This window comes from Parabacteroides sp. Marseille-P3160 (genome assembly GCF_900162725.1).
In the GTDB taxonomy this organism is placed as follows: Bacteria; Bacteroidota; Bacteroidia; order Bacteroidales; family Tannerellaceae; genus Marseille-P3160.
In genome coordinates, this window is sequence record NZ_LT799418.1 from 3,863,248 (window position 1) to 3,875,357 (window position 12,110).

The following is a 12,110-nucleotide window of genomic DNA, read 5'->3' on the forward strand; positions in this document are numbered from 1 at the left end:
GCATCCTACACATTATCCAAGTCGAGGCGTTCATTTGGGAGTAAAACCTATCCTTTTAAATATGATGCTCCGCATGACCTGTCTGTTTTTGCCGGTTATATAGTTCGTGAAAAGCCGAAGAATCGCCATACATTTTCTATGCAACTTCAATACAATACCGGATATCCGTATTATGTGCCGGAAATACGTATCCGGGGATGGGACTACCAACTCTTCCCAGCGGCTACAGCGAGGCGGATCAGATCTTTTCCGTCGATTATATTCCCCAATATCCCAATATCCGGTTGAACGACTATTTCCGTTTGGATGCCAATTATACCACTGAAAAGGAACTCAAACACGGAAGCCTTACCTGGCAGTTTTCATTGTTGAACGTAACAAACAGGGAAAATCCGTATGCCGTATACCGGAAAAATGGAAAATATAAAGCATTTATCCTGATTCCGATGATGCCTTCCATCTCCATAAAAAGAAGTTTCTAATTGCCTGAACTCAATTTCATTTCATCCACTCATAAATAATCCGGTGAAAAATATTTTTTGATATATTATCTAAAACTCAGTTTAATGGTTTTGCAAAACATAAAAAAATAATTCACTTTTTGTTTTTCTGTGTAATTCCTTATTAATAATTGGTTATTTGTATATTATTAACTATATTCGTTTTATTTATATTGAGTGTTGTTGTAATTTCAAAATAAAAAATAAGAAAAAGAGATTTTAAATAAAGCTATTTATTAACCTATAAAAAAATAAACAAATAAAAAATCACAAAGAAAAATTTAGATGAATTGGCCAGAACGATGTCTGTTATTTCATATTCAGAATTAATGAATTTTGTTGATGAGAGTACACTATAGCAGTATTTAGTTTGGTAGGGTCCTCAGATATGCTCCCTCCTTACGACCACATTGATTGAAGACAATACCGGATTGTTCCCTCTGTTCATTCAGATAATCTATACAAGAAGCTTCATTAGGGAAACGTTGCATGAAATCAGAATATTCATAATGTTTCTTTTTGATTTTACACTATAAATATATTGTAATTCAGCAAAATACGAATTTATATAAATTCATTTGCATAATGTTAAATATTTAACAGACACTATGCGGATAATCATTTTATAATTTATCATTATGGAAAAATTGTTGATCGTTTTTATTTATACATTGTTCGCAGAGGGAATATTTTCTCAGGAAGGTGATCATATAAACGGAGGTCGTTTTCTAAAAACAATCGNACAGTTTATTATGGAACGGAAGGAGCCTATCAGCTTTATACGCCGGACTACACGTTTCGGTTGGTTGATAGGAAACAAATTGAATATAATACGGATCGTTTAAAACTATTCAAGGCATCCGCTTATCTTTATGATGAGTTAAAATACAAACAATGGCTTTTCAGCTTGGGTTTTCGTGCTTCTCTATATGATAACCGGGAAGTTCGTAAATTCGTTTGGGAGCCACGGATAAAAGCAAACACGTTTGTAAATGAAAAAAACAAACTCATGTTGGCTTATGACCGCATGTTCCAGCCCATACATACAGTGAATGAAATGGATTACAATTCAAAAACGGATTACTGGATTCCTTTTCAAGAGAATATTTTACCTCGATCCGACCAATTCTCCATCGGCTGGAAAAATTATACAAACTCCAATTTCAGCTTTTCGCTCGAAGGCTATTATAAATCTATGTGGAATCTTCTCTTGATAAAAGATTTGGAATACTATCTGGATTCACACACGGACTACGAACAGGGTAAGGGAAGTTCGGCCGGCATGGAGTTAATGGCGGAATATTCAGGGAATAGGATCTCAGCATGGGCATCCTACACATTATCCAAGTCGAGGCGTTCATTTGGGAGTAAAACCTATCCTTTTAAATATGATACTCCGCATGACCTGTCTGTTTTTGCCGGTTATATAGTTCGTAAAAAGCCGAAGAATCGCCATACATTTTCTATACAACTTCAATACAATACCGGATATCCGTATTATGTGCCGGAAATTACGTATCCGGGGATGGGACTACCGACTCTTCCCAGCGGCTACAGCGAGGCGGATCAGATCTTTTCCGTCGATTATATTCCCCAATATCCCAATATCCGGTTGAACGACTATTTCCGTTTGGATGCCAATTATACCACTGAAAAGGAACTCAAACACGGAAGCCTTACCTGGCAGTTTTCATTGTTGAACGTAACAAACAGGGAAAATCCGTATGCCGTATACCGGAAAAATGGAAAATATAAAGCATTTATCCTGATTCCGATGATGCCTTCCATCTCCATAAAAAGAAGTTTCTAATTGCCTGAACTCAATTTCATTTCATCCACTCATAAATAATCCGGTGAAAAATATTTTTTGATATATTATCTAAAACTCAGTTTAATGGTTTTGCAAAACATAAAAAAATAATTCACTTTTTGTTTTTCTGTGTAATTCCTTATTAATAATTGGTTATTTGTATATTATTAACTATATTCGTTTTATTTATATTGAGTGTTGTTGTAATTTCAAAATAAAAAATAAGAAAAAGAGATTTTAAATAAAGCTATTTATTAACCTATAAAAAAATAAACAAATAAAAAATCACAAAGAAAAATTTAGATGAATTGGCCAGAACGATGTCTGTTATTTCATATTCAGAATTAATGAATTTTGTTGATGAGAGTACACTATAGCAGTATTTAGTTTGGTAGGGTCCTCAGATATGCTCCCTCCTTACGACCACATTGATTGAAGACAATACCGGATTGTTCCCTCTGTTCATTCAGATAATCTATACAAGAAGCTTCATTAGGGAAACGTTGCATGAAATCAGAATATTCATAATGTTTCTTTTTGATTTTACACTATAAATATATTGTAATTCAGCAAAATACGAATTTATATAAATTCATTTGCATAATGTTAAATATTTAACAGACACTATGCGGATAATCATTTTATAATTTATCATTATGGAAAAATTGTTGATCGTTTTTATTTATACATTGTTCGCAGAGGGAATATTTTCTCAGGAAGGTGATCATATAAACGGAGGTCGTTTTCTAAAAACAATCGAGTACAATAGAACGGGTTGGATAGAAAACGGGTACAACATCGAAAACAAAGAGGATGTTGAACAACTTTTTTATGGGAGGTACAATGCTCCGGTTGAATTTTTGTATGATCCCACTGTTGAATATTGTAATTGTTATGACGGACCTTCCGGTTTTCGCCTATTGATGGATTCAATAAAAAAGTCATATATTTTGGAAGTCAAATATATTACTAATTTTAAAGAAGCGGAAGAAGTAGCGGGAATGAAATATCCATTGAGTGGCCCTCCTACTTCTACCTTTGGCTCGAAACCGGGAGAGAAACCTCTAACTTCAGACGAAAAGAAGCTGTTGGAAAAACAAGGAAAAGAACGGTTTAAAAATAATAAAGAGGAGAGGATCAGGCTTTATAATGTTAAGGGCCTCTCTTTTGCCGTTAGTGATCAGTTTGCGGAGAAATTATACAATAAAACGGTATCCTTTATTGACAATTTTAAAGCAAAAGGCGCTATCCCGTTAATTTTTGATGGTTATTCGGTGTCTTTCCGTACGGTGGTTGGCGACGAGTTGTGGTCGTTGAATATTCATATGCCCAAAGGAAATGCTTTTAAAATGGCAACTATTTACAAACAAATCCTTGAAGATGCCAAAAAGAATATTTTTGAAGAGGATAAATATATCAGATTATTGAATGATTTTTAGCCTCGCTATTTACCGAGTCATTTTTTCAACTACATATTAATGACGATATCGACAACAGTAAGTTGAAAGGCGAGGGTGGAAATAAGGTGGTCGGCGGATTGGGTTTGAAAAGGCCGGGAGGTGGATACCCCCCGGGTTTGCTTTTGGATTTCTACTCGATTTACTTTTACGGGTAAATAAATTCATCTTAAAAAGCGGAAAACGAAACACACAATTCTTTTTTCATATTATATTTGTATTATGTTATATTATAGACGGAAGTTACTTTTGGCTGTATTAGAGGTGTTTGAAAGGAAGCTCCCCTCAAGAATGATTCAAAAATACCTCTTTTTAGTTACGCGAGGAAGTACAACTAACACTTTTGATTTTGTACCTTATAAATATGGTTGTTACTCTTTCCAAGCGGCACAGGATCTTGCTGTTTTAAGCCAGAAGGGAATGATTCAGGAAATAGAAATAGACGGGCATAATGGATTCATGTTAAATCCGGAAGTTCATCTATTAGACCAAATAGAACTGTTCGACAGGCAAAAATTATTCGATATTAAGAGAGACTTTTCAGGTTATACCCAAGAACAATTAATTCGTTATACCTATATCAATTATCCCTTTTTTGCCATCAATAGCGTTATTGCACCTAATATAATCACAAGCGAGGAAGCCAAAAAAAATAATTGAACAGAAGAAGAAATTGGCAGCTAAAACTGAAACGATGCTATTTACCATTGGGTATGAAGGACTAAGCTTAGAGGCCTATTTGGTTAAACTGATTTTGAACAATGTACGTGTTCTTTGTGATGTTAGAAAAAATGCCTACAGTCGAAAATTCGGTTTTTCGAAAGCTATATTATCTAATGCGTGCAAAGGAGTCGGGATCAAATATGTCCATATACCGGAATTAGGAATAGAGTCGGAAGAGCGGCAAGATTTACATTGCCAGGCCGATTATGACAAACTATTCGAGACATACGAGAAAACAGCCTTAAAAGCCCATTGGAGTTACTTACATATTATCATAGATCTTCTTGCCTCCAATAAAAGAGTTGCCTTAACCTGCTTTGAAAAATCGCCGTGTATGTGTCATCGAAGTCGAGTAGCCCAAGCCGTAACCACGCTTCTTAACGACCTACCGCTAACAAATATATGAAAAATGTTAACCAAAGTATTAGTCACAATCAAAACCTACCCATCACTATCCAAAACCTATACAGAATTAGTTTGTACCGCAGGCTTTAGAGAAGATGGCTCCATGATCCGTATTTATCCTGTTCCATACAGGAAATTGGAATCATATAATAAGTATGAGAAATACCAATGGATCGAAATAGATTTATGATTATTGGTTATTTTGCTCCTCCGAAAGTCGATGCAACTCAATTATCCTGGTGTTGATTTTTTGTAGGGAAGGATTTTAGAAACAAGATAGACCTCTCGATCGGTCTCCGTTTTAATCCGTAAAACGGAAGAATAGCGCAACTAGTAATAAAAAAGGCAGGTTTTCTTGCAAAACCCGCCTTTTAGTTATTCTATAAAAGAATCTTATTTTACTCTTTTGTAGCCATAGACAGCTAAATCGCCAAGTTCTTCCTCGATACGGAGTAATTGGTTGTATTTAGCCATACGGTCGGAACGGCTCAATGAACCGGTTTTGATCTGGCCTGAGTTGGTAGCAACGGCAATGTCGGCAATCGTTGCATCTTCCGTTTCGCCTGAACGGTGGGAAGTAACGGAAGTATATCCGTGGCGGTGCGCCATTTCAATTGCATCCAATGTTTCGCTCAACGTACCGATCTGGTTTACTTTGATCAGGATAGAGTTGGCGCAGCCCAATTCAATACCTTTCTTCAGGTACTCCACGTTGGTAACGAACAAGTCATCACCTACCAACTGGCATTTGCTTCCGATCTTATCGGTCAACAGTTTCCAACCATCCCAATCGTTTTCGCTCATACCGTCTTCGATAGAGTCAATCGGATATTTGGAGATAAGTTCAGCCAAATAGTCGGCTTGTTGTGCAGAAGTACGTTTGACTCCCGTAGGGCCTTCAAATTTGGAATAGTCATAGATACCGTCCTTATAGAATTCGGAAGATGCGCAATCCAAACCGATTTTAATGTCTACGCCCGGTTTATATCCGGCAATTTCGATCGCCTTGATAATAGATTCCAGAGCATCTTCGGTACCTTTCAACGTAGGAGCGAAACCACCTTCGTCACCGACAGCCGTACTTAAGCCACGGTCATGAAGTACTTTTTTCAGTGCATGGAATACTTCAGCTCCATAACGCAAGCCTTCTTTAAAAGAAGGAGCTCCTACGGGGCGAATCATAAATTCCTGAAAAGCAATCGGAGCGTCCGAGTGAGATCCGCCGTTAATGATATTCATCATCGGAACCGGCAAAACATAGGTATTGGTTCCGCCGATATAACGATACAAAGGAATGCCCAGGTAATCGGCTCCCGCTTTTGCAACGGCAAGAGAGACTCCCAAGATAGCATTGGCTCCTAAATTGGATTTCGTTTTTGTCCCGTCCAATGAAAGTAATATTTTATCAACGCCTCTTTGATTCAACGCGCTCACGCCGATAAGGGCCGGAGCGATGATCTTATTCACATTTTCAACCGCTTTCAAAACTCCTTTACCGCCATAACGTTTTTTATCGCCGTCACGCAGTTCGATGGCTTCATTTTCACCTGTTGATGCTCCGGAGGGGACTGCTGCCCTACCAAAAGCGCCGGATTCCAAATACACGTCTACTTCAACTGTCGGATTACCACGAGAATCCAAAACTTCTCTTCCTACAATCTTTGCAATTTCCATACTAAACAATTTTATAAATATGTTATTACTAAAAGAACTTTACCTATTATAAATAAAAACACAGGAAAAGGCTCTGTAAAGCCCATTAATCCCTTTCTATTAAAGGCGCCTAAAGGTACACTTTTTTTCATCACAGAAAAAGGGCGCCCACCCCAAAAAACACTAAAAACGATTCCTTTTCGGGAAAAGAGAAAGTTTTCTTCACGAAACCGCATAAAAAAACCTGAACACAAAGGTATTCAGGTTCTTACACATCATGCGTTCTTATTCCGCACTCTTGTTTTCTTCTTCCGTTGCTTTAGGTTCTACAGCCGGCGCTTCAGTTTCGGGTGTTGAAACTTCCGGAGCAGCCTCCGGTACTGGCGCCGCTACTGCCTCTGCAGGGGCCGCCGTCGCCGGTTGTGCCTCCGAAGGCGAAGACTTCCTGCGTGAACGTCTTGTCTTGGGAGCGTTCTTTGAAGTAGCTGTCTTCAACATGTTTTCATCATAATCCACTAATTCGATGAAGCACATGGCTGCATTATCACCTAAACGAGCTCCCGTTTTGATAATACGCGTGTAACCTCCCGGACGATCCGCTACTTTTTGCGCAATGTCGTTAAACAATTCCGTCACAGCATATTTATTCTGTAAAACTTTAAACGCGAGACGTCTGGAATGAGTGGTATCTTCTTTTGACTTCGTGATAATAGGTTCTACAAACTTACGAAGCGCTTTTGCTTTCGCCGTTGTTGTAAAAATCCGCTTATGTTTGATCAAAGAAGAGGCCATATTCGACAACATCGCATCACGGTGAGTGTTTGTACGACCTAAATGATTTATTTTCTTATTATGTCTCATCGCTATACTTACTCTTTATCTAATTTATATTTTGTTATATCCATCCCAAATGAAAGGTTCAAACTCTCCAGTAACTCATCCAATTCCGTCAGAGATTTTTTACCAAAATTACGGAACTTCAACAGATCGTTCTTGTTGAATTTAACAAGCTCGCCCAAGGTTTCGACATCTGCTGCCTTCAGGCAGTTTAATGCACGAACGGAAAGATCCATATCGGACAACTTACTTTTAAGTAATTGACGCATGTGAAGCACCTCTTCATCAAATTCTTCATTTCCTTCCACATCCACAGTCTCGGCTGCAATTTTCTCGTCAGAGAATAAGAGGAAATGATGAATCAAAATCTTCGCAGCTTCTTTCAATGCTTCTTTAGGATGAATAGAGCCGTCGGTCGTGATTTCCAGAATCAGTTTCTCGTAGTCGGTCTTTTGCTCCACGCGGAAATTCTCAACGGTATATTTCACATTGCGAATAGGCGTATAAATGGAGTCAATAGCGATGACCATCACATCCGGATACAACGTCCGGTTTTCATCTGCCGGTACATATCCCCGACCCTTACTTATATATAAGTCCATCTGGAAGCTAACGCTCGAATCCAAATGACAAATGACTAATCCCGGATTCAATATTTCAAAACCGCTAAGCTGTTTGCCTATATCGCCGGCTCTGAATGTCTCGGTTCCTGAAACAACAATAGTTACTTTTTCATTCTCGACTTCTTCCACAAGATGTTTAAAACGTACTTGCTTCAGATTAAGGATAATGTTTGTTACATCTTCGATCACACCGGGGATGGTTGCAAATTCATGCTCTACCCCATCTATTTTAAAAGCTGTTATTGCATATCCCTCTAATGACGACAAGAGAATGCGGCNAAGCGCCGGATTCCAAATACACGTCTACTTCAACTGTCGGATTACCACGAGAATCCAAAACTTCTCTTCCTACAATCTTTGCAATTTCCATACTAAACAATTTTATAAATATGTTATTACTAAAAGAACTTTACCTATTATAAATAAAAACACAGGAAAAGGCTCTGTAAAGCCCATTAATCCCTTTCTATTAAAGGCGCCTAAAGGTACACTTTTTTTCATCACAGAAAAAGGGCGCCCACCCCAAAAAACACTAAAAACGATTCCTTTTCGGGAAAAGAGAAAGTTTTCTTCACGAAACCGCATAAAAAAACCTGAACACAAAGGTATTCAGGTTCTTACACATCATGCGTTCTTATTCCGCACTCTTGTTTTCTTCTTCCGTTGCTTTAGGTTCTACAGCCGGCGCTTCAGTTTCGGGTGTTGAAACTTCCGGAGCAGCCTCCGGTACTGGCGCCGCTACTGCCTCTGCAGGGGCCGCCGTCGCCGGTTGTGCCTCCGAAGGCGAAGACTTCCTGCGTGAACGTCTTGTCTTGGGAGCGTTCTTTGAAGTAGCTGTCTTCAACATGTTTTCATCATAATCCACTAATTCGATGAAGCACATGGCTGCATTATCACCTAAACGAGCTCCCGTTTTGATAATACGCGTGTAACCTCCCGGACGATCCGCTACTTTTTGCGCAATGTCGTTAAACAATTCCGTCACAGCATATTTATTCTGTAAAACTTTAAACGCGAGACGTCTGGAATGAGTGGTATCTTCTTTTGACTTCGTGATAATAGGTTCTACAAACTTACGAAGCGCTTTTGCTTTCGCCGTTGTTGTAAAAATCCGCTTATGTTTGATCAAAGAAGAGGCCATATTCGACAACATCGCATCACGGTGAGTGTTTGTACGACCTAAATGATTTATTTTCTTATTATGTCTCATCGCTATACTTACTCTTTATCTAATTTATATTTTGTTATATCCATCCCAAATGAAAGGTTCAAACTCTCCAGTAACTCATCCAATTCCGTCAGAGATTTTTTACCAAAATTACGGAACTTCAACAGATCGTTCTTGTTGAATTTAACAAGCTCGCCCAAGGTTTCGACATCTGCTGCCTTCAGGCAGTTTAATGCACGAACGGAAAGATCCATATCGGACAACTTACTTTTAAGTAATTGACGCATGTGAAGCACCTCTTCATCAAATTCTTCATTTCCTTCCACATCCACAGTCTCGGCTGCAATTTTCTCGTCAGAGAATAAGAGGAAATGATGAATCAAAATCTTCGCAGCTTCTTTCAATGCTTCTTTAGGATGAATAGAGCCGTCGGTCGTGATTTCCAGAATCAGTTTCTCGTAGTCGGTCTTTTGCTCCACGCGGAAATTCTCAACGGTATATTTCACATTGCGAATAGGCGTATAAATGGAGTCAATAGCGATGACCATCACATCCGGATACAACGTCCGGTTTTCATCTGCCGGTACATATCCCCGACCCTTACTTATATATAAGTCCATCTGGAAGCTAACGCTCGAATCCAAATGACAAATGACTAATCCCGGATTCAATATTTCAAAACCGCTAAGCTGTTTGCCTATATCGCCGGCTCTGAATGTCTCGGTTCCTGAAACAACAATAGTTACTTTTTCATTCTCGACTTCTTCCACAAGATGTTTAAAACGTACTTGCTTCAGATTAAGGATAATGTTTGTTACATCTTCGATCACACCGGGGATGGTTGCAAATTCATGCTCTACCCCATCTATTTTAAAAGCTGTTATTGCATATCCCTCTAATGACGACAAGAGAATGCGGCGTAAGGCATTACCGATGGTAATGCCATAACCGGGTTCCAACGGACGGAATTCAAATTTCCCGAAAAAATTGTCCGCTTCCAACATTAATACCTTTTCGGGTTTTTGAAATGCTAATATCGCCATGGAATCTTTATTATTTAGAGTATAACTCGACAATTAACTGTTCTTTGATATTCTCCGGAATATCTGCTCTTTCCGGTAAATGTAATAATTTACCGCCTACAGAAGTCTGATCCCACTCAATCCAAGGGTATTTGTTATGATTGAACCCGGAAAGAGCGTTTGCAACCACTTCCAATGATTTTGATCTCTCTCTCACTCCAATAATCTGCCCCGGTTTAACCGTGTAAGAAGGAATGTTTACCACTTCACCGTCTACCGTAATATGGCGATGGGAAACTAACTGACGCGCAGCGGCTCTCGTCGGTGCTATGCCCAAACGAAAAACAACGTTGTCCAAACGCGCTTCCAACAGTTGAAGCAATACTTCACCCGTGATGCCTTTTGAACGAGATGCCTTTTCGAATAAATTTCTAAACTGCTTTTCCAATACACCGTAAGTATATTTGGCCTTTTGTTTCTCACGCAATTGAGTACCATACTCAGATGTTTTTTTCTTTCTGGTATTCCCATGTTGTCCGGGAGGATAGTTCTTTTTTGAAAGAACTTTATCTGCACCGAATATAGCCTCACCAAACTTACGGGCAATTCTTGTCTTTGGTCCTGTATATCTTGCCATTTTTTCTTTTTAATTAAATCGGTTGAATCTGGAATCGTGCAGCCGCGACTGCAGAGAGGACAGGATGCAATCTATTCACAATCCTAAATTCAGAATCCTAAATATGATTATTAAACTCTTCTCTTTTTAGGGGGACGACATCCATTATGGGGCAGCGGAGTCACATCAACAATTTCCGTAACTTCAATGCCTGAACTATGAATCGTCCGGATAGCCGATTCACGACCGTTACCCGGCCCTTTAACATAGACTTTTACTTTGCGTAAGCCTAAATCAAAAGCGACTTTTGCACAATCCTGAGCTGCCATCTGCGCTGCATAAGGCGTATTTTTCTTTGAGCTTCTAAATCCCATCTTACCGGCAGAAGACCAGCTTATAACTTGTCCATCACTATTCGCAAGCGATATGATAATATTATTAAAAGAAGAATGGATATGTGCTTGTCCTACTGCATCTACTTTTACTTTTCTTTTCTTTGCAACGACTGTTTTTTTTGCCATCTTACTTCTTATTATTTAGTAGCTTTTTTCTTGTTTGCAACTGTTTTCTTCTTCCCCTTGCGAGTACGTGCATTATTCTTTGTACTCTGACCTCTTAACGGTAATCCGATACGATGACGTACGCCACGGTAACAACCGATATCCATGAGACGCTTGATATTCAACTGAATCTCTGAGCGGAGATCACCTTCCACTTTGAACCCAGCGCCTATCACTTCACGTATTTTTGCAGCTTGATCATCCGTCCAGTCCTTTACTTTCAAATTCTTATCAATGCCTGCTTTCTCTAAAATTGTGTTTGAAGCACTACGACCTATTCCGTAAATATAAGTCAACGCTATCTCACCTCTCTTGTTTTGTGGTAAATCTACACCGACAATTCTTATAGCCATATACTTTACTGATTATTACTAATTATAAAATTAGCCCTGACGTAGTTTATACTTCGGGTTCTTCTTGTTAATTACATACAAACGTCCCTTCCTTCTTACGATCTTACATTCAGGCGTACGTTTTTTCAAAGATGCTCTTACTTTCATATCTTACTTTTTTATTTGTATCTAAATGAAATCCGACCTTTTGACAAGTCATAGGGTGACATTTCAACCTTAACCTTATCTCCCGGAAGAATCTTAATATAATGCATCCGCATTTTACCGGAAATATGGGCTGTTATTTCATGCCCGTTTTCCAACTCCACGCGAAACATTGCATTCGATAATGCTTCGACAATTACTCCGTCTTGTTCTATAGCTGTTTGTTTAGCCATAAATAA

Annotated in this window: 15 protein-coding genes and 4 pseudogenes; 6 read left to right on the forward strand and 13 right to left on the reverse strand. The window is 38.7% G+C overall.

What is annotated here, in order from left to right:
- The first annotated feature begins 197 nt into the window (after nt 1-197).
- On the forward strand, nt 198-482 hold the full coding sequence (locus BQ8014_RS15475; RefSeq protein ID WP_139785140.1) for a hypothetical protein: 285 nt from the start codon (nt 198-200) through the stop codon (nt 480-482).
- Nucleotides 483-895: 413 nt separating this feature from the next.
- Here the strand turns inward: BQ8014_RS15475 and BQ8014_RS20120 are convergent.
- A pseudogene (locus BQ8014_RS20120) lies at nt 896-991 on the reverse strand (IS1595 family transposase); the annotation flags it as partial.
- A 311-nt stretch (nt 992-1,302) separates the two neighbouring features.
- Here BQ8014_RS20120 and BQ8014_RS15485 point away from each other — a divergent pair.
- A complete protein-coding gene (locus tag BQ8014_RS15485) occupies nt 1,303-2,310 on the forward strand; it encodes a TonB-dependent receptor (RefSeq protein ID WP_080905146.1) in 1,008 nt (335 codons plus the stop codon).
- 413 nt (nt 2,311-2,723) lie between these two features.
- On the opposite strand, the pseudogene BQ8014_RS20125 reads toward BQ8014_RS15485, so the two are convergent.
- Nucleotides 2,724-2,819: pseudogene (locus BQ8014_RS20125) on the reverse strand (IS1595 family transposase); the annotation flags it as partial.
- Nucleotides 2,820-2,966: 147 nt separating this feature from the next.
- On the opposite strand from BQ8014_RS20125, the gene BQ8014_RS15490 reads away from it, so the two are divergent.
- The 4 genes from BQ8014_RS15490 to BQ8014_RS15500 all read left to right on the forward strand — a co-directional run bounded on the left by BQ8014_RS15490 (nt 2,967) and on the right by BQ8014_RS15500 (nt 5,085).
- Nucleotides 2,967-3,749: a hypothetical protein gene (locus BQ8014_RS15490; RefSeq protein WP_080905147.1), complete on the forward strand. Its 783-nt coding sequence runs from the start codon at nt 2,967-2,969 to the stop codon at nt 3,747-3,749.
- A gap of 267 nt (nt 3,750-4,016) precedes the next feature.
- Complete coding sequence (locus tag BQ8014_RS19790) at nt 4,017-4,427, forward strand: hypothetical protein (RefSeq protein ID WP_234998064.1); 411 nt, start codon at nt 4,017-4,019, stop codon at nt 4,425-4,427.
- Between the two features lie 34 nt (nt 4,428-4,461).
- Nucleotides 4,462-4,896, forward strand: coding sequence for a DUF488 domain-containing protein (locus BQ8014_RS19795; RefSeq protein ID WP_234998065.1), 435 nt, complete (start codon nt 4,462-4,464; stop codon nt 4,894-4,896).
- Nucleotides 4,897-4,899: 3 nt separating this feature from the next.
- Nucleotides 4,900-5,085, forward strand: a complete 186-nt coding sequence (locus tag BQ8014_RS15500) for a hypothetical protein (protein WP_200814406.1) — start codon at nt 4,900-4,902, stop codon at nt 5,083-5,085.
- Nucleotides 5,086-5,288: 203 nt separating this feature from the next.
- Here BQ8014_RS15500 and eno read toward each other — a convergent pair whose 3' ends face one another.
- The 11 genes and pseudogenes from eno to infA form a co-directional block, all read right to left on the reverse strand.
- Nucleotides 5,289-6,569 carry a phosphopyruvate hydratase gene (eno, locus tag BQ8014_RS15505; protein WP_080905148.1) on the reverse strand — a complete coding sequence of 427 codons (1,281 nt, stop codon included), beginning with the start codon at nt 6,567-6,569 and terminating at the stop codon, nt 5,289-5,291.
- A gap of 264 nt (nt 6,570-6,833) precedes the next feature.
- Nucleotides 6,834-7,409, reverse strand: a complete 576-nt coding sequence (rplQ, locus tag BQ8014_RS15515; RefSeq protein ID WP_080905150.1) for a 50S ribosomal protein L17 — start codon at nt 7,407-7,409, stop codon at nt 6,834-6,836.
- Nucleotides 7,410-7,417: 8 nt separating this feature from the next.
- Nucleotides 7,418-8,293, reverse strand: a pseudogene (locus BQ8014_RS15520) (DNA-directed RNA polymerase subunit alpha); the annotation flags it as partial.
- Nucleotides 8,292-8,378 (reverse strand): annotated as a pseudogene (locus BQ8014_RS15525) (hypothetical protein); the annotation flags it as partial. The pseudogenes BQ8014_RS15520 and BQ8014_RS15525, both read right to left, overlap by 2 nt.
- Before the next feature lie 264 nt (nt 8,379-8,642).
- Nucleotides 8,643-9,218, reverse strand: a complete 576-nt coding sequence (rplQ, locus tag BQ8014_RS15535) for a 50S ribosomal protein L17 (protein ID WP_080905150.1) — start codon at nt 9,216-9,218, stop codon at nt 8,643-8,645.
- An 8-nt stretch (nt 9,219-9,226) separates the two neighbouring features.
- Nucleotides 9,227-10,219, reverse strand: coding sequence for a DNA-directed RNA polymerase subunit alpha (locus BQ8014_RS15540; RefSeq protein ID WP_080905152.1), 993 nt, complete (start codon nt 10,217-10,219; stop codon nt 9,227-9,229).
- Between the two features lie 10 nt (nt 10,220-10,229).
- Nucleotides 10,230-10,835 (reverse strand): 30S ribosomal protein S4, encoded by a 606-nt coding sequence (gene rpsD / locus BQ8014_RS15545; RefSeq protein WP_080905153.1) that lies wholly within the window; start codon nt 10,833-10,835, stop codon nt 10,230-10,232.
- A gap of 110 nt (nt 10,836-10,945) precedes the next feature.
- Nucleotides 10,946-11,335 carry a 30S ribosomal protein S11 gene (gene rpsK / locus BQ8014_RS15550; RefSeq protein WP_080905154.1) on the reverse strand — a complete coding sequence of 130 codons (390 nt, stop codon included), beginning with the start codon at nt 11,333-11,335 and terminating at the stop codon, nt 10,946-10,948.
- Between the two features lie 11 nt (nt 11,336-11,346).
- Nucleotides 11,347-11,727 carry a 30S ribosomal protein S13 gene (rpsM, locus tag BQ8014_RS15555; RefSeq protein WP_080905155.1) on the reverse strand — a complete coding sequence of 127 codons (381 nt, stop codon included), beginning with the start codon at nt 11,725-11,727 and terminating at the stop codon, nt 11,347-11,349.
- A gap of 30 nt (nt 11,728-11,757) precedes the next feature.
- The gene (gene ykgO / locus BQ8014_RS15560) at nt 11,758-11,874 is read right to left on the reverse strand and encodes a type B 50S ribosomal protein L36 (RefSeq protein WP_080905156.1); all 117 of its coding nucleotides are present in this window, start codon (nt 11,872-11,874) and stop codon (nt 11,758-11,760) included.
- Between the two features lie 11 nt (nt 11,875-11,885).
- On the reverse strand, nt 11,886-12,104 hold the full coding sequence (infA, locus tag BQ8014_RS15565) for a translation initiation factor IF-1 (protein ID WP_080905157.1): 219 nt from the start codon (nt 12,102-12,104) through the stop codon (nt 11,886-11,888).
- Between the last annotated feature and the right edge of the window lie 6 nt (nt 12,105-12,110).